The organism is Hafnia paralvei ATCC 29927 (assembly GCF_001655005.1).
Lineage (GTDB): Bacteria > Pseudomonadota > Gammaproteobacteria > Enterobacterales > Enterobacteriaceae > Hafnia > Hafnia paralvei.
In genome coordinates, this window is the sequence record NZ_LXET01000045.1 from 1 (window position 1) to 17,018 (window position 17,018).

At 47.7% G+C, this 17,018-nt stretch carries 14 protein-coding genes, 1 tRNA gene and 1 other RNA gene; 11 read left to right on the forward strand and 5 right to left on the reverse strand.

Features of this window, described 5'->3' with window-relative positions:
* Positions 1–6: 6 nt before the first annotated feature.
* Both M988_RS13455 and M988_RS13460 read left to right on the forward strand, forming a co-directional pair.
* Positions 7–82 (forward strand) — tRNA-Lys (locus M988_RS13455).
* Between the two features lie 46 nt (positions 83–128).
* Positions 129–252, forward strand: a non-coding RNA gene (locus M988_RS13460) — RtT sRNA.
* Between the two features lie 100 nt (positions 253–352).
* On the opposite strand, the gene M988_RS13465 is transcribed toward M988_RS13460, so the two are convergent.
* Together M988_RS13465 and M988_RS13470 are read right to left on the reverse strand one after the other, a co-directional pair.
* Positions 353–1,024, reverse strand: coding sequence for a hypothetical protein (locus M988_RS13465; protein WP_064574554.1), 672 nt, complete (start codon positions 1,022–1,024; stop codon positions 353–355).
* 267 nt (positions 1,025–1,291) lie between these two features.
* The gene (locus tag M988_RS13470) at positions 1,292–2,008 is read right to left on the reverse strand and encodes a winged helix-turn-helix domain-containing protein (protein WP_008812860.1); all 717 of its coding nucleotides are present in this window, start codon (positions 2,006–2,008) and stop codon (positions 1,292–1,294) included.
* Between the two features lie 479 nt (positions 2,009–2,487).
* On the opposite strand from M988_RS13470, the gene pgaA reads away from it, so the two are divergent.
* Genes pgaA through M988_RS13490 form a run of 4 tightly spaced genes read left to right on the forward strand, consistent with a single transcriptional unit; the run spans position 2,488 to position 8,195 of the window.
* Positions 2,488–4,425: a poly-beta-1,6 N-acetyl-D-glucosamine export porin PgaA gene (gene pgaA, locus M988_RS13475; RefSeq protein ID WP_064574556.1), complete on the forward strand. Its 1,938-nt coding sequence runs from the start codon at positions 2,488–2,490 to the stop codon at positions 4,423–4,425.
* Positions 4,422–6,536, forward strand: a complete 2,115-nt coding sequence (pgaB, locus tag M988_RS13480) for a poly-beta-1,6-N-acetyl-D-glucosamine N-deacetylase PgaB (protein ID WP_064574558.1) — start codon at positions 4,422–4,424, stop codon at positions 6,534–6,536. Before pgaA ends, pgaB begins: the two co-directional genes overlap by 4 nt.
* Positions 6,533–7,810, forward strand: coding sequence for a poly-beta-1,6-N-acetyl-D-glucosamine synthase (gene pgaC, locus M988_RS13485; protein WP_064574560.1), 1,278 nt, complete (start codon positions 6,533–6,535; stop codon positions 7,808–7,810). The genes pgaB and pgaC overlap by 4 nt, the downstream gene beginning before the upstream one ends.
* The gene (locus M988_RS13490; protein WP_004096175.1) at positions 7,791–8,195 is read left to right on the forward strand and encodes a hypothetical protein; all 405 of its coding nucleotides are present in this window, start codon (positions 7,791–7,793) and stop codon (positions 8,193–8,195) included. Before pgaC ends, M988_RS13490 begins: the two co-directional genes overlap by 20 nt.
* A 40-nt stretch (positions 8,196–8,235) precedes the next feature.
* Here M988_RS13490 and M988_RS13495 read toward each other — a convergent pair whose 3' ends face one another.
* The 3 genes from M988_RS13495 to zipA all read right to left on the reverse strand — a co-directional run bounded on the left by M988_RS13495 (position 8,236) and on the right by zipA (position 11,663).
* Positions 8,236–8,457, reverse strand: coding sequence for a DUF3820 family protein (locus M988_RS13495; protein ID WP_008812854.1), 222 nt, complete (start codon positions 8,455–8,457; stop codon positions 8,236–8,238).
* A gap of 68 nt (positions 8,458–8,525) precedes the next feature.
* Complete coding sequence (gene ligA, locus M988_RS13500) at positions 8,526–10,562, reverse strand: NAD-dependent DNA ligase LigA (RefSeq protein ID WP_064574562.1); 2,037 nt, start codon at positions 10,560–10,562, stop codon at positions 8,526–8,528.
* Between the two features lie 78 nt (positions 10,563–10,640).
* Positions 10,641–11,663 (reverse strand): cell division protein ZipA, encoded by a 1,023-nt coding sequence (zipA, locus tag M988_RS13505; RefSeq protein WP_039189513.1) that lies wholly within the window; start codon positions 11,661–11,663, stop codon positions 10,641–10,643.
* A gap of 231 nt (positions 11,664–11,894) precedes the next feature.
* Between zipA and cysZ the strand changes: the two genes are divergently transcribed.
* From cysZ to crr, 5 genes are all read left to right on the forward strand, one after another.
* On the forward strand, positions 11,895–12,680 hold the full coding sequence (gene cysZ / locus M988_RS13510) for a sulfate transporter CysZ (protein WP_082919461.1): 786 nt from the start codon (positions 11,895–11,897) through the stop codon (positions 12,678–12,680).
* A 188-nt stretch (positions 12,681–12,868) separates the two neighbouring features.
* A complete protein-coding gene (gene cysK / locus M988_RS13515; protein WP_008812850.1) occupies positions 12,869–13,837 on the forward strand; it encodes a cysteine synthase A in 969 nt (322 codons plus the stop codon).
* 400 nt (positions 13,838–14,237) lie between these two features.
* Positions 14,238–14,495: a phosphocarrier protein Hpr gene (gene ptsH, locus M988_RS13520; RefSeq protein ID WP_000487600.1), complete on the forward strand. Its 258-nt coding sequence runs from the start codon at positions 14,238–14,240 to the stop codon at positions 14,493–14,495.
* A 50-nt stretch (positions 14,496–14,545) separates the two neighbouring features.
* Positions 14,546–16,273 (forward strand): phosphoenolpyruvate-protein phosphotransferase PtsI, encoded by a 1,728-nt coding sequence (ptsI, locus tag M988_RS13525; RefSeq protein ID WP_004096190.1) that lies wholly within the window; start codon positions 14,546–14,548, stop codon positions 16,271–16,273.
* Positions 16,274–16,319: 46 nt separating this feature from the next.
* The gene (gene crr, locus M988_RS13530; protein ID WP_004096191.1) at positions 16,320–16,829 is read left to right on the forward strand and encodes a PTS glucose transporter subunit IIA; all 510 of its coding nucleotides are present in this window, start codon (positions 16,320–16,322) and stop codon (positions 16,827–16,829) included.
* The last annotated feature ends 189 nt before the right edge of the window (positions 16,830–17,018 follow it).

The following is a 17,018-nucleotide window of genomic DNA, read 5'->3' on the forward strand; positions in this document are numbered from 1 at the left end:
TTCTGCGGGTCGTTAGCTCAGTTGGTAGAGCAGTTGACTTTTAATCAATTGGTCGCAGGTTCGAATCCCGCACGACCCACCATTCAGATAAAACAATAAGCGCCGAGAGGCGTTTTTTTGTTTTTGTACCCTGTGCAAAATCGTGAGGAATGAGAACCTGGAGCAGGTTCGAGTCGAACGAAGTAAGACAACGTTGCGTTAGCAACGGCCCGAAGGGCGAGGCACAGCCGAGTCATCCCGCACGACCCACCATTCAGATAAAACATTAAGCGCCGAGAGGCGTTTTTTTGTTTTTGTACATAGCCCTCTCCCGCCAATATGACATCTTCGACACACTCAATTCTATTTATCACTACCAGGCCCAAAGCACCATCCCCAACAAAATCATAACTCCCACAAATACCACCCATCCAGAAGAGCGAACGGGGATTCGCATACTTTTAGGCACCCACCCCTGCGGAATGAGTCCAAAGAGAGGCTTAGGGTCTGTTACTGAGGTGATTTTATTCTCTGTCTCATCAGGTTTCACATTCACCACAGGATTCTGAGCGGCAACAGCCAAATAATTCTCCAACGGGGATCGCACTACATTAGACGCCTGCGAACTAGGACTTAGGCCACCTAGCGCTTTATCCAACCCCTGATTAACCTGTAAAGCATGCTGAATTTCACTTTTACTCATCAGCGCCTTGGCGGTATCTCCAATCACCACAGGTTGAGTACTCTGCATATCAGCCGCTACCGTACGCGTAGCTGCTGTGCCCTCAGGGCGGTTACTCTGTATCAGAGAGGAAGGTTGGGAAGGTTTGGCTCCGGTATTAAGTTGGCGCAGCAGGGTTCTTTCCTGCTGTAACGAAGTCAACGCACGAATCAATGTTTCACGTTGCTGAGGAGAGATGTCCTTTCTATCAAGCAAGTTAAGCAGCTGATCGATTTTAACCGTCAACATGTCTGCCGTAAGCTTCTCGCCATGTAACGTGGATAAAGCATCTGGCCGCGCATTTACCGGAGGTATGATGTTCATAATGCCTACTTGAGATATCAGCTACCGTGTTCTAGAGAAAGACTAGGCTATCCTAGATGGATTTTACAGTCCCTTTCGTACTGTTTCATATACCTATATACGGCAAAAACCACGTATAACTTTAATAATATTATCGATTGCTAAATTAACGTCTTCAGATGAAACATAAAATATAAACTTTACAGATTATAAACTTATAATTTCACATATATTGAGAGGAATCTTATTGCAAATAATATAAATGTTAAAATTAAAAATAAATAGTCACTATTTTTCTACAGTTTCATTTTCAGATAATTTGACCTTAGTACATACAAGTGAAAATTGCTCTTCGCCATGCCATGAATACTTACAAACAAATCTATAATCATCAGAGATGATTGCACTATCTCCCCCTTGTTTGGCTGTAGAGATTAACGAATTCGGAATATCATCGCGTGCTTTACTTTTTAGTAAAATGGGCAATGTTGATGTCCCACCATGCCACAACACTCCACAGATAAAACATAATATCCCAATAGTTACACTTCCACTCCAGCGTTTTATTCCATAGACATCGTTATTAACTTGGCGAATATTTTGCGTTTTAGGCTTATTGACTTCCGATGAAAAGGTACTCTGTTGTTTCTTCTCCGAAACGCTATTCTCTTGATGGGTAGGATCATTATTTACTATCGGCTCCAAAGAGAAAAGTTCTGGATGTTCGATTTGATACCCCATGCGGGGTATCGTTTGAATCAACGTGAAATCCTTATCTCCCAGCTTACGTCGAATTGATTTCATCGTTTGATTAATCGTCGCATCAGCGCTGTAAGTCCCGCTCCAAACATGTGAAATGATCTCACGACGAGTGACACAGAGAGGTGCTCGTTCTAAAAGCAGACATAGCATTTGATATTCTTTACTGCGTAATGTGTGTTCCTCTCCATCTACAGTAACAATTTTATGCGTTAGCGTACTAATCGTTATTTTCCCTTGTTTCATCTAAAGCTCCTACCTGGAAAATCCCTCACATTATCAATATTCACACATGCGAGATAATTCCTATTCATGATGAAGAAAATTTCGTGATTATTTTATTGAAAATGTCATATGAAAATAAAAATACATCCCATTGCCTACATCCATTTTCACCTTCAACTTTCCATTATTATTTTACGCAGATACCGCCTTATAACAAGAGAGCAAAGCATCGCTGAACATTAACATCACAGGATTATACTTTTTTTCACTCCACTATTAATTCGGTGCATGAAATCATTACTAGGATTCTCTCGTTATAGAACAATTGGCTACAAATGAAGTTAAGGGAATTTTCTTAGGTAATTAGTCCATATGCATATATGCACCTAATTCATTAAAGCTAAGATTTTATTTACCACAAATAGCCTAATGAGAAATCATGTACTTTATTTCTGCCTTCACCGCACCGTAATCCAGTAACAACAGAAAAGGTATCGTTTGTGAGTTATTTAAACCCTCGTTGGGAAAACGTGGCGTTTGCGGCCTTCCTGATATTACCCACTGTTCCATATCCAGTCTGCGCAGCTATCGTGGAAGAGCCTTCAGTTTCTGAGCTAATGGCGTTAGGCGCGCCAACGCTGGCCTGGGACAAAATCCAAAAGAAACCACAGCTGAACCAAAAACTTCAAGCAGAAGAAATCGCTCAGCATAGACTGAGCCTTTACCTGCGTTGGGGGTTGGACGAAAGTCGCAATGATAATGGCCCGCAGCGTCTCATCTCTCTCAATGAGACCGTTAATAACGAGCAAGAATTTCTTACGACTTATACACGTAAAAACGCTTCGGCATACCTTCAGGTTCTAGGCGATCAAATCGTCGCATTGAGTGCCAAAGGCGATGCTCGTATGGCTATCGTTCGTGCGGATGAACTCGAGAAACTCACAGCGTTGCCTGCCTACGTCAGCGTCGCTCGCGGCGATGCATTTATGCAGTTGGAACAGCCCGAGAAAGCCGTGGCTAGTTATGAATATGCTTTAACTCACGCTTTACCTGGAGAGATCGACCCGATTCCCACACAAGAAATGCTGTTCTATGCCCTATTAGACTGTGGTCGTTATGAGCAAGCTGAAAAGCTGTTGTCCGATCTTGAGCCTAATACACCGCAATGGGTCAGACTCAGCGCCGCACCTGGCCTCGTAAATCCAGACTACGCTACGGTCAAGAAAATGCGGGCGCAATATACGCTGTACAGCGGAAACATCACGCTGGGCCAACGGCAAATTGACAACTTGGTTCACTCTGCGCCAATGAATGATGACCTGCTTACCACACAGGCTCAAGCCTATCTGCTACGAGACTTACCGACACACTCAGCCCAGGCCTATCGTATTGCACTGAATCAAACGCCAGACAGCCTAGAGGCACGTGCCGGACTTGGCGAAGCCTCTCTGGCACGCCGTGATTTTGAGCTTAGCCAAACCATTTATCAGCAATTATCTCATGGTTTTGAAGATAACCATTCGGTTACCCAGTTTGTTGATCACTATCAGCATGAGCAACTGCCCTATTTTACTTCCGACGCGAGCGGCGGACGTGGTAACGGCACACTGAGCGATTATGACTGGCAAATAGATAGCCACTTATATTCGGCGCCGATTCAGCAAAACTGGCGGCTGTTTGCACATCAATTTACCGGCCGAGGGAAAACAGAAGAAGGCACACCGCTACGCGTACGTAACGGTGCTGGTATAGATTTTCGAGCTACTCAGTGGCTGAATACTTTAGAAATCAACCGTAGCAATGGTAGCGCTGCGAAAACTGGGGTCGCGACCCAACTTAGCTATTTGCCTTCCGACCATTGGCAATTCGATGTTGGATACGATAACAACAGCAATGAACTCGCATGGAAAGCCTACGATAACGGTATCAGCAGCAAGCAAACTACCGCCGCCGTACATTATCAAACCGACAGCACCCGTTCTGCCGAGCTTAGCTATCAAAACCAGCGCTTAAGCGACGGCAATCTTAGCCAGACGTGGCAGGCCTCTGCAACACAGATGGTATGGACGAAACCACGCCATCGACTGGATGCCTCGCTGGCGCTTTCCACCAGCAGCAACCGCTTATCTGATGCTGAATATTTCAGCCCTGAACGCGACTATTCGGCCGGAGTCACCCTGTTACATCAATGGACGCCCTTGCAATCCTCGCGGCGCCATTTTACCCAGCGTACCTACCTCACCGCAGGTGAATATCAGCAGCGTCATTTTGGCAATAGCCTGTTTGCCGAACTCAGACTCGAGCATCAGTGGGCACTCACTGCCTATTCAGAACTCACCTATGGCATCGGAATTAATACTCATCGCTACGACGAATCGCGCGAAAACAGAACCCTTTTTTATCTGTCACTGACACTACCTCTAGGAAGCGCGCTATGACGTCTATTATTCGTTTAATTACCGCTCTTATCTTGAGCATCATGTTGTTTCAAGGCGCTTTTGCCGCTGAACAATTGCCTCCGATTGATATTCAGCCGCCGGCCGATCCCGACGACGGCGTCACCTTTCGCGTATTAGCGTTTCATGACGTGCGAGATAATCTACGTGCCAGCTTTGAAACCTATCCGGATGCCACCGCCATAGATACAAAAACACTGGCCTCGGTGTTTGCATGGCTAAAAGAAAATGATTATCACATGATATCCGTTGACCAAATCATTGCAGCGCGCCAAGGAAAAAAGAAGTTGCCACCGCGCTCGGTGCTGCTTAGCTTCGACGATGGGTATCGCAGTTTTTATACTCACGTATTTCCACTGCTGAAAGCCTACGGATACCCTGCAGTTCAAGCGTTGATTACCGATTGGGTAAATCATCCCGCTGATGAAAAAATCAAAATCAGCGCCACGGTGACTTTACCTGGCGACTATTTTCTCAACTGGGCCGAAGTCGCTGAGATGCAGCGTTCTGGACTGGTCGAGTTCGCCTCTCACACTCACAATCTACACCACGGAATGCTGGCAAACCCTCAGGGTAATGAATTACCTGCCGCTACCGCATTACGCTATTTAAGCGATGAAAAACGCTATGAAACCGAGAATGAATATACCCAAAGGGTCAGAGACGATCTGGCTACCAGCGCTCATCTAATTCAGCAATATACGGGTAAAGCCCCGCGTATCATGGTCTGGCCCTATGGCGCGTATCATCAACCGGTGCAGGCAATTGCTCGTAGTTTGGGCATGCCGATTATGTTTACTCTGGATTCTGGCGCAAATTCCCCTTCCGTTCCGCTAGATAAAATTACGCGCATTCTGATCGGCTATGACACCACCACATCATTGCTCAAGCAGGAACTCAGAGCACCAGCCAAATATAACGGTAATATCTATCCCGTTGAACGTGTCGTGCATGTCGATTTAGATTATGTCTATGACCCCGATCCACGCCAGCAGGATAAAAACTTATCCTGTCTGCTGGATCGTATTAAGGATTTAGCGCCAACCAGTGTTTATCTTCAGGCTTTTGCCGATCCTGACGGCAGCGGCCTGATCAAAGAAGTTTACTTCCCTAACAGCGTCTTGCCTATGCGAGCCGACCTCTTCAGCCGCGTATCGTGGCAGTTACAGACGCGTACTCACGTCAATGTTTTCGCGTGGATGCCAGTGCTCAGCTTTGCTCTGCCGAAAAGCAATCCCGCCGCGGATAAATGGGTAACCTCTACCCACAGCCAGACGCGCGCGAGTATGTCACCCTACCCGCGGCTCAGCCCATTTGAGCCAGACGTCCGCGCGACCATCACGCAGCTTTATCATGATCTAGCACGCTACACGCCATTTCAGGGAATTCTGTTCCATGATGACGCCGCGCTCAGCGATGATGAAGACACTCGTCCTGCCGCGCTAGCCCAATACCGAGCATGGGGGCTACCTGATGACATTAGCAAGATCAAAGCAGATCCCACGCTAATACGCATATGGACAGATAAAAAGACCGATTTCTTGATTAGTTTTACGCAGCAGCTTGCCGGTGAAGCGCAAAAGAATCAGTTCGCCAGTGCCAACATGATGACCGCCCGCAATCTATATGCGCAGCCAGTGATGGAGGAAACGGCTGAACACTGGTATGCCCAAAGCCTGCCAAAGTTCTTGGCTAGCTACGATTACACCGCGCTAATGGCAATGCCTTTTATGGAGTCTTCTGCAACACCCGATCGTTGGTTAACTCAGCTGTATCAGAAGGTCGCTGCGCAGCCTCTGGGTATCCAAAAAACTGTTTTTGAGCTGCAAAGTCACGATTGGAGAAAGAAACAGCCTATTGATAGCCATGTTCTGTTGCACCAACTCACGCTATTACGCGCACTTGGAGCACGGCATCTCGGTTATTACCCAGACGATTTCCTCAACAATCAGCCGAATACTGAAATAATTCGCCCATTGATGTCGGCACAAAGTGACGTCATTGAGCGTAAACCGCTACCCAAATGCCACAGCCAGATAGTGCAAGAGGGAGTTAAAAAGCCAAGCATCAAACAGTGGAGAACGGCACCATGAGCCACTTTTTCACATCCGATATTCCAACGTTACTGTTTGGCTTTGTTTTCTATTATCCCTTTTTCATGGCTTGGCTATGGATGCTAGGCGGGCTGATCTATTTCGTGGCTTACGAGCGGCACGATGATTTCACTCATCCTGATTTCTCTGAAGCAGTCACCCCACGCATCTCGATCATTGTGCCCTGCTATAACGAAGAGCAAAACGTACGTGAAGTCATCAGCCACTTGCAGACTCTCAACTATCCAGACTATGAAGTGCTGGCAGTCAATGATGGAAGCAAAGATCGCACCGGTGAGATCCTCAATGAATTAGTCGCGCAATTTCCAACTTTAGTGGCTATTCATCAGGATAAAAACCAAGGAAAAGCCGTAGGACTGAATACGGCTGCGCAGCTCGCTACCGGGGATTTTATTCTCTGCATGGATGGCGATGCGTTACTTGACGCGAACGCACTGCACTTTTTAGTTCGTCATTTCGTTAAGCATCCGCGCATGGGGGCAGTCACGGGGAATCCACGCATTCGCAATCGCACCTCATTGCTGGGACGCATGCAGGTAGGTGAATTCTCCTCAACGGTCGGACTCATCAAGCGCTGTCAGCAAGTGTTTGGCCGCCTGTTTACGGTATCTGGCGTTATCGCCCTATTCCGTAAAAGTGCTCTTGAAGAAGTCGGTTACTGGAGCGTGGATATGCTGACAGAAGATATTGATATCAGTTGGAAATTACAGACTCATGGCTGGGAAATCAGCTATGAGCCACGAGCACTGACATGGATATTAACCCCCGAAACCCTCATGGGTCTTTATCGGCAACGCCTGCGCTGGTCAAAAGGCGGCGTACAAACCGTATTTAAATATTTTCCTGCCATGTTTACACCGCGTAACCGCATGATGCTGCCGCTGTTTTGCGAGTATGTAGTGAGTATTTTTTGGGCCTACTGCATGGCATTTGCATTCCTGCTGATGTTTGCCGATGTCTTTTTTCTATTGCCAACCAAATGGCAGATCTCGGTCGTACCGGTCTGGAACGGAATGGTGCTTGGGGTGACCTGTCTGCTGCAACTGCTGGTGAGTTGCCTAATCGACCGCCGTTACGATCGCGGAATTTTGAAGTGCTATCTATGGACGATTTGGTATCCATTAATCTTTTGGTTAATCAACGTGGTAACCAGTTTGGTTGCCGTTCCCTCCGTGCTGTTTCGCCGCCAAGGTGCGCGAGCAGTGTGGGTTAGTCCTGACAGGGGTATTCAACATGGAAAATCCGATCATTGAAGTATCAGCCAAAAGCTTTCTCACGGCTTCCAAGGTGAACAAACGCCAGAGAATGCTGCTATATATTTGGTTTGGTTTTGGACAGCCGCTGTTGATTATTGGCGTTTGGCTTGCCATTGTCTTCTTTCTCTACAGCTATCTGCTCAACAGCCACGATTTGCTCAGCAACCTGAACCGGCTGGGTGATTACAGCCTCATTATTATATCGATGGGGATAATTCTGGCGCTGTGGTTTGCGCTGCGCTATCTATGGAAAGTATTGATAATGATGCGTAACCATGAACTACAGCAACGCATTGGTGAAACTCATCCGCAGCAGGCGCACCGTATTGTTAAAGTCATGCATGATGAGGCTGGCAACATTACCCATATCCAGCCACAGTAAAAATCCAAGGTAAAAATAAGGGCAGTTTTCACTGCCCTTCTTAATTTCGCTGACGCTTAAGCGGCTTAACCAATCCTTCTAGCCCTTCAATCTTGATGGCTAACGTAATCTGCATCAATTCACCAAGCTTCCCCTGTGGAAACTCGTCTTTGCGCGCAAACCACAACAGATATTCTTCCGGTAAATCGATCAGCACACGGCCTTTATATTTACCAAAAGGCATCACCATATTGGCGATCTCGATAAGGTTTTCTTTTTCCATGTTTAACCTATTCATCCCCTTTAACTAACCTCCCCTGCTAAAAGGGGGAGGTTATGTATAAGAGATAATTACAGCCCTAACAGCCGAATCATTTCCGCTTCATCAATCACCGGAATACCGAGCTCTTGAGCCTTAGCTAATTTAGATCCTGCCGCTTCGCCTGCAATAACCATATCGGTTTTCTTGGATACGCTGCCACTGACTTTAGCGCCTAACGCAGCCAGACGATCTTTAGCTTCATCACGCGGCATCAGGCTCAGCGAGCCGGTTAATACCACGGTTTTGCCTGCAAATGGGCTATCAATCTCTTCAGCCACAATGACCTGCGGTGCAGGCCAATGGATACCAATCTCGTCGCTGATCAGCTCATCGATCACTTTCTGATTATGCTCTTCACCGAGAAAATGGCGCACATGCTTAGCCACGACTTCACCCACGTCCTGTACGCTTTTCAGCGCTTCAACATCAGCTTCACGCAAAGCCTCGAGTGAGCCAAAGTGTGCAGCCAAATTCGCCGCGGTGGCTTCGCCTACTTCGCGAATACCTAATGCATATAGGAATCTTGCTAACGTCGTTTCTTTCGATTTCGCTAAGGCATTAACCAGATTCGTCGCAGACTTCGGTCCCATGCGATCAAGCCCCGTGAGGATCCCCGCCGTCAGGCGATAGAGATCGGCCGGTGTTTTCACATACTCTTTTTCGACCAATTGTTCGATGATTTTGTCGCCCATACCATCAACGTCCATCGCGCGGCGTGAAACGAAGTGCTTCAGAGACTCTTTGCGCTGCGCACCGCAGATCAACCCACCGGTACAGCGAGCCACCGCCTCGCCTTCCACACGCTCAACGTCAGAACCGCATACTGGGCAATGCTGCGGAAAAACGATCTCCTGTGCATTCTCAGGACGCTGCGCTTCAACGACGCCAACTACCTGTGGTATCACGTCACCGGCACGACGAACAATAACGGTGTCACCAATTCGCAGGCCAAGACGGTCAATTTCATCAGCGTTATGTAGCGTGGCGTTACTCACAATAACGCCTGCGACCAAAACGGGCTCTAGACGAGCCACGGGCGTGATTGCCCCTGTACGGCCAACCTGAAATTCAACGCCGTTAACCACCGTCATTTGTTCCTGAGCGGGGAACTTAAACGCCGTCGCCCAGCGAGGTGCTCGCGCGACAAAGCCGAGCTGTTCCTGAATCTCAATGCTATCAACTTTGATGACGACACCGTCGATATCAAAACCTAGCGTTGGACGATCCAGCTCAACCTGACGATAAAACTTCAGCACCTCATCGCTGCCAGTACACCGTTTTACGCGATCGCTCACCGGTAAACCCCAGGCTTTAAACTGCTGTAAACGCGCATAGTGGCTGGCTGGCAGTTCACCACCGTCCATCAAACCAACGCCATAGCAGAAGAATGTCAGCGGACGTTTAGCCGTGATCCGCGGATCGAGCTGGCGCAGCGATCCCGCTGCGGCGTTTCGCGGATTGGCGAAAACTTTGCCGTCTTTGCGACGCGCTTCTTCATTCATGGCTTCAAAACCGGCTAGCGGCATAAAAACTTCGCCACGAACTTCCACACGCCGAGGGATATTATCGCCTTGCAATCGCAGAGGGATCGCACGGATCGTTTTCACATTAGCCGTTATATCTTCACCGGTCGTGCCGTCGCCGCGAGTCGCTCCTCGAACCAAGACACCATCTTCATAGAGTAGGCTAACGGCCAAACCATCAAGTTTAAGCTCGCAGCAAAAAGTTAATGGCTCTGCGGTTTTCAATCGGTCGTGAACACGCTTGTCAAAGGCTAAATAGCTTTCATCATCGAAAACGTTATCCAGCGAAAGCATAGGCACTTCATGGCGCACTTGGCTAAATGCAGACAACGGCGCGGCACCCACTCGTTGGGTGGGAGAATCAGGCGTGATAAGTTCAGGGTGTTGCTCTTCCAACGCACGCAGCTCACGCATCAAACGATCATATTCGGCGTCGGGGATTTCTGGGGCATCTAGCACATGATACTGATACTCATGATGGCGCAACGCAGTTCTCAGCTGGTCGAGTTGCTGTTGAAGTTGTTGTCCGGTCGTAGAAGTCATAATCCACCATCATTTATTAATGATAAAAAACCCCCGATATACGGGGGTTTCAGTTTACTTGATTATATCGCTTTAGCGTTATTTCGCTGTGTTATCCAACACTTCACGGATACGCGCTTTGTAAATCTCTAGCTTCTGCGGCGTCATCATGCGGCGCTCATCATCGAGCACCACACCACCCACATCGTCAGCGATGCGCTGTGCTGATTGCAGCATCAGCTTAAAGTTCTGGTTAGCGTCACCGTAGGAAGGCACCATCATAAAGAAGGAGATCCCCGGCGTACTGAAATCAGACATATTGTCAGGGTCGAAGTTACCTGGTTTCACCATGTTCGCCATGCTAAACAGCACTGGACCGCTGCCCGCTGGGTTCAGGTGGCGATGGAAAATATTCATCGCGCCAAACTGGAAGCCCGACTGCAATACGCTTTGCAGCAACACTTCCCCCCCGATCACGCTACCATGATGTGCGGCGACGTGAAGAACCAAAACGGTTTCTGTCACTTTTTCCGGTTCAGCTGGCGCTACAGGCTCAGCCTGAGGCGCCTCATCCTCGTACTCTTCATCATCATAAGATGCTGAAACACGAGGTGCGGAAATTTCATCATCGTCTTCAGCATGGTGAGCTGGCTCGTGGCGATGAAGTGAAGGTTCTGCCGGTTGTGAATGACGAATCGGCTTCTGCACTGGCTGGCGATAATCATTGTCATCATCGTCACCAAACAAAGCGTCACCCAACAAAGGATCGCTTGGTTCGTGCTGTTCTCGAACGACAGAGCTTGGCTGCGCAGTGGGACGTGAAGGCGCACGCACCGAATCCAAAGGATCGGGACGGTCATCTTGCGTCTCACTGAACTGGCCAAAAGCAGGCTCTACCGGCTTCTGCACAGGCTTGCTGGAACGCTGAACCCGAACTTCACCGACGCCTTCATCTACTTCAGCCAGTGACTGTTCGTCACGCTGTTTTTTTGTTCGTTTCGCTGGACGATCGCGAAATAGCGAAGAACGTTCTTTACGACTGGTCCACAAGCCGTGCAGTAACAACGCTATAATGGCGACCGCACCAACAACAATTAATATCAGACGCAAATCCTGCATCATCGCAATCTCTGTTGTTTTAATACTATTGCCATAATGGCAAACCCTTAACGCATAACTCTATTTGGCTGTTGATACAAGTGCAAGTCTCGACTGAAATTTACCTTAAGAAAGATGACTTTTCGCACTTTTTTGCTGATTTTTCGGTCGATTCTGAACTGGAAACCCATTTCACTCATAGTTATGATAGCTGAGATTTTTTTTAATATAACTAATACAACTGAAAGAGTAGTTATGAAAAACACCCCAACCGGGTCAATGCAAAGAAATATCCCAAAAAGAACCAGCGGCATACATTACTTTTCGGAAGGCTGGCGGCTTGTTCGGCTACCCGGAATCAAACGCTACGTAGTGATGCCTTTGTTGGTCAACATCGTCTTGATGGGACTCGCATTTTGGTGGCTTTTTCTCCAGTTAGGGGCATGGATACCTAGCCTAATGAGTCATGTCCCCGAATGGTTGCAATGGCTAAGCTATTTGTTATGGCCGCTTGCCGTTATCTCTATTGTTTTAGTTTTCAGCTACCTATTTAGCACAATAGCTAACTGGATAGCCGCGCCATTCAACGGACTATTAGCCGAGCAACTTGAAGGGGTTCTAACAGGGAAACCCTTGCCGGACACCAGCATTTGGAGTGTGGTAAAAGACGTACCACGAATTATGGCCCGTGAATGGAAAAAGCTGGCGTACTACCTGCCACGCGCGATCGTCTTACTAATCCTTTATTTTATTCCTGGAGTCGGTCAAACCGTCGCGCCCGTCCTGTGGTTCCTATTCAGTGCATGGATGATGTCGATTCAATATTGCGACTACCCGTTCGATAACCATAAGGTGAGCTTCCCTGATATGCGTAATGCATTACGTCGCAACAAGGTCGACAACTTGCAATTTGGTGCACTCACCAGCTTATTCACCATGATCCCAATCCTTAATCTGGTGATTATGCCTGTTGCCGTATGCGGAGCCACAGCGATGTGGGTTGATCGTTATCGCGCTGAGTACTCCCGCATTCAACCATAATCCCCTATGACGTTCTCTCTGAGCAGCTTCGGCTGCTCTACTACTGACTTTTTGTTGTCGCTCTCCTCTTCCGCTAAACCTAATCCCTTATTGACATAAGCATATGCGATTTCTTTACTTCCCTACGGGAGGTAATCGCGTATGCTCAAGTAATGTTCCCTGAATTTCATAGAGTTAAAGGACGTGCTATGAGCAAGATTTTTGAAGACAACTCCCTGACAATCGGTCATTCGCCGCTTGTTCGTCTGAATCGTATCGGCAATGGTCGTATTTTGGCGAAAGTGGAATCACGTAACCCAAGTTTTAGCGTTAAAGACCGTATCGGCGCCAACATGATTTGGGATGCCGAAAAACGTGGCATTTTGAAACCTGGCATTGAGTTGGTGGAACCAACCAGCGGAAATACCGGTATTGCGTTAGCCTTCGTCGCCGCGGCTCGTGGCTACAAACTCACGTTGACCATGCCAGAAACCATGAGTCTTGAGCGCCGCAAGTTGCTTAAAGCACTCGGTGCCAATCTGGTGCTGACCGAAGGCGCTAAAGGCATGAAAGGCGCTATTGCCAAGGCTGAAGAGATTGTCGCCTCCGACCCGAAACGCTTTGTTCTGCTGCAACAGTTCAGCAACCCTGCCAACCCAGAAATTCATGAGAAAACCACGGGGCCAGAAATTTGGGAAGACACCGATGGCGAAGTGGACGTATTAATCTCCGGCGTTGGCACTGGCGGAACCCTAACAGGCACGACGCGTTATCTGAAAAAAACCAAAGGTAAACAAATTATTACCGTTGCCGTTGAGCCAGAAACGTCGCCGGTCATCACTCAGGCCCTCGCTGGCGAAGAGATTAAACCCGGCCCACATAAAATTCAGGGTATCGGCGCAGGCTTCATTCCAGATAACCTCGATTTAGAGCTGGTTGACCGCGTGGAACTGGTTGGCAACGATGAAGCCATCGCAATGGCGCGACGCCTGATGGAAGAAGAAGGTATCTTAGCGGGGATCTCATCGGGCGCAGCAGTTGTTGCAGCGGTAAAACTTGCTAACGATCCAGACTTTACTGACAAAACAATTGTGGTTATTCTTCCATCCTCGGGTGAACGATATTTAAGCACGGCATTGTTCGCAGATCTGTTCACAGAGCAAGAGCTGCAACAGTGATGCTGATGTTCTAAACATGCTAAAAAAGCACCCAACTGGGTGCTTTTTTGTGGTGCAGTTCAAAGTTTTTACCTGCCCAATCTTGCTTTTCCCGCCCGGGTCTAGTATTTAACCAAGCAATTATTTTGAAGCGCGAAATAAAGCACCCGTGCTGTGTCAAGTCGGCTGAATCGATTTACTGATTTGTCCTGAGCGGCACGAAAGCGGCATAATGGGTTGGTAGTGAGAAAACGATTGGGGGCAGTTCCTGCTGTAAATGAACTCTCCTCACTCATTTTCTACAACGCTCAGATTTGCCACTGCTCCACGAGTGAAGCGCTAACTGAAAACAGGCTAAAGTCGAGTCTTTAAGCTAAACTTTAGCCCCACAACATTAATTCAAAAATAGTTGGGGAAACCTATGTTCCAGCAAGAAGTTACGATTACCGCTCCGAATGGTCTGCACACCCGCCCTGCTGCTCAGTTCGTTAAAGAAGCAAAAGGCTTCACCTCAGAAATCACTGTGACTTCTAACGGCAAAAGCGCAAGCGCTAAGAGCCTGTTCAAGCTGCAAACTCTGGGTCTGACCCAAGGTACCGTAGTCACTATCTCCGCTGAAGGCGAAGACGAACAGAAAGCCGTTGAACACTTGGTAAAACTGATGGCAGAACTTGAGTAATTCTCAAGTCCAATCCATTTAGTTTAACCAGTCAACAGTAAGGTAGGGTTATGATTTCAGGTATCTTAGTATCGCCGGGCATTGCTTTTGGTAAAGCACTTTTACTGAAAGAAGATGAGATTATCATCAACCGGAAAAAAATCGCTGCTGAAGAAGTGGAGCAGGAAATCGCTCGTTTTAAAGCTGGTCGTGATAAAGCATCTGAACAGCTGGAAACCATCAGAGTTAAAGCGAGCGAGACCTTTGGCGAAGAGAAAGCCGCCATCTTCGAAGGCCACATCATGTTGTTGGAAGACGAAGAGCTTGAGCAGGAAATCATAGCCCTCATTAAAGACAGCAAAATGACCGCTGACGCTGCGGCTCACGAAGTTGTCGAAGGTCAGGCCAAAGCTCTGGAAGAGCTGGACGATGAATATCTGAAAGAGCGTGCAGCTGACGTACGCGATATCGGTAAACGTCTGCTGATGAACATTCTCGGCATGACCATCGTTGATTTAAGTGCAATTCAAGAAGAAGTTATTCTGGTTGCAACCGATCTGACTCCGTCAGAAACCGCACAGCTAAACCTAAACAAAGTTTTGGGCTTCATTACCGATCTGGGCGGACGTACATCCCACACCTCTATCATGGCGCGTTCTCTGGAACTGCCTGCGATCGTGGGTACTTCTGATGTGACCAAACAAGTCAAAAACGGCGATTTCCTCATTCTGGATGCCGTAAACAACAAAATCTACGTCAATCCGACGGCAGAAATCGTTGAAGAATTGAAAGCGGTACAAAACCAGTACGTTTCTGAAAAGAACGAACTCGTGAAATTGAAAGATCTGCCAGCGATTACGCTGGACGGTCATCAGGTTGAAGTTTGTGCCAATATCGGTACCGTGCGTGATATCGCCGGCGCTGAACGTAACGGTGCAGAAGGCGTTGGTCTGTATCGTACTGAATTCCTGTTCATGGATCGCGATGCGTTCCCAACGGAAGAAGAGCAGTTCCAAGCCTACAAAGCCGTTGCTGAAGGCATGGGTTCTCAGGCCGTTATCGTCCGTACTATGGACATCGGTGGCGACAAAGATCTGCCGTATATGGATCTGCCAAAAGAAGAAAACCCATTCTTGGGCTGGCGTGCCATTCGCATCTGTTTAGATCGCAAAGAAATCCTGCACGCTCAGCTACGCGCTATTCTGCGTGCATCAGCATTCGGTAAGCTGCGTATCATGTTCCCAATGGTGATTTCCGTTGAGGAAGTTCGTGAGCTGAAAGGTGAATTAGAACTGCTTAAAGCCCAACTGCGCGAAGAAGGCAAAGCCTTTGACGAAACGATTGAAGTCGGCGTAATGGTTGAAACACCAGCAGCCGCAACTATCGCTCGCCATTTAGCGAAGGAAGTTGACTTCTTTAGTATTGGGACAAATGACTTAACCCAGTATACTCTAGCGGTAGATCGCGGAAACGAGCTGATTTCTCATCTCTACAACCCTATGTCTCCGTCAGTGTTGACCCTAATCAAACAGGTCATTGACGCGTCTCACGCGGAAGGTAAGTGGACCGGTATGTGCGGCGAGCTTGCTGGTGATGAACGTGCTACACTGCTTCTTTTGGGCATGGGGCTGGATGAGTTCAGCATGAGTTCTATCTCTATCCCTCGCATCAAAAAAATCATTCGTAATTCGAATTTTGAAGATGTGAAGGCACTGGCAGATGAAGCTCTGAACCAGCCAACGGCAGAAGATTTAATGAACGTGGTCAACAAGTTCATTGAAGAAAAAACTCTCTGCTGATTCATGCGCTGGGCGCCGCCCAACATTACTTGCTTAGGAGAAGATCATGGGTTTGTTTGATAAACTGAAATCGCTGGTTTCAGACGACAAAAAAGACACTAGCAGCATTGAGATTTTTGCTCCGCTGTCTGGTGAAATTGTCAACATTGAAGATGTGCCGGACGTTGTATTTGCAGAGAAGATTGTTGGTGATGGTATTGCTATCAAACCAACAGGCAACAAAATGGTTGCACCCGTTGATGGCACCATTGGCAAAATCTTTGAAACAAACCATGCATTCTCAATCGAGTCAGACAGCGGCATTGAGCTGTTCGTCCACTTCGGTATCGACACCGTTGAACTGAAAGGCGAAGGCTTCAAACGCATCGCTGAAGAAGGCCAGCGCGTTAAGAAAGGCGACGTTGTGATCGAATTCGATCTGGCGTTGCTGGAAGAAAAAGCCAAGTCGACCCTGACTCCGGTTGTTATCTCTAACATGGACGAAATCAAAGAGCTGACTAAGCTTTCTGGTACCGTCATTGTTGGCGAAACCCCAGTTATCCGCATCAAAAAGTAAGTTGAATACATCAAGAATGGCGCCTTTGGGCGCCATTTTTTTTGGAACTTTCCTTCTGGGAATCGCTCTTACAAAACAAGGCTCCACCGAACCAATAGCAGAGATCTAATCGCTAAGATCGTTCTGCTCTTCTTTCCGCAGGCATTAATTTTTATGCCTAACGGCGTATATAAAGTAAAAAGTACAGTG

Bases quoted from the DNA above. Each gene is read 5' to 3' on its own strand.
- M988_RS13465 (WP_064574554.1), bottom strand. From the start codon at position 1,024: ATGAACATCATACCTCCGGTAAATGCGCGGCCAGATGCTTTATCCACG.
- M988_RS13470 (WP_008812860.1), bottom strand. From the start codon at position 2,008: ATGAAACAAGGGAAAATAACGATTAGTACGCTAACGCATAAAATTGTT.
- pgaB (WP_064574558.1), top strand. From the start codon at position 4,422: ATGACGTCTATTATTCGTTTAATTACCGCTCTTATCTTGAGCATCATG.
- pgaC (WP_064574560.1), top strand. From the start codon at position 6,533: ATGAGCCACTTTTTCACATCCGATATTCCAACGTTACTGTTTGGCTTT.
- M988_RS13490 (WP_004096175.1), top strand. From the start codon at position 7,791: ATGGAAAATCCGATCATTGAAGTATCAGCCAAAAGCTTTCTCACGGCT.
- M988_RS13495 (WP_008812854.1), bottom strand. From the start codon at position 8,457: ATGGAAAAAGAAAACCTTATCGAGATCGCCAATATGGTGATGCCTTTT.
- ligA (WP_064574562.1), bottom strand. From the start codon at position 10,562: ATGACTTCTACGACCGGACAACAACTTCAACAGCAACTCGACCAGCTG.
- zipA (WP_039189513.1), bottom strand. From the start codon at position 11,663: ATGATGCAGGATTTGCGTCTGATATTAATTGTTGTTGGTGCGGTCGCC.
- cysZ (WP_082919461.1), top strand. From the start codon at position 11,895: ATGAAAAACACCCCAACCGGGTCAATGCAAAGAAATATCCCAAAAAGA.
- cysK (WP_008812850.1), top strand. From the start codon at position 12,869: ATGAGCAAGATTTTTGAAGACAACTCCCTGACAATCGGTCATTCGCCG.
- ptsH (WP_000487600.1), top strand. From the start codon at position 14,238: ATGTTCCAGCAAGAAGTTACGATTACCGCTCCGAATGGTCTGCACACC.
- ptsI (WP_004096190.1), top strand. From the start codon at position 14,546: ATGATTTCAGGTATCTTAGTATCGCCGGGCATTGCTTTTGGTAAAGCA.
- crr (WP_004096191.1), top strand. From the start codon at position 16,320: ATGGGTTTGTTTGATAAACTGAAATCGCTGGTTTCAGACGACAAAAAA.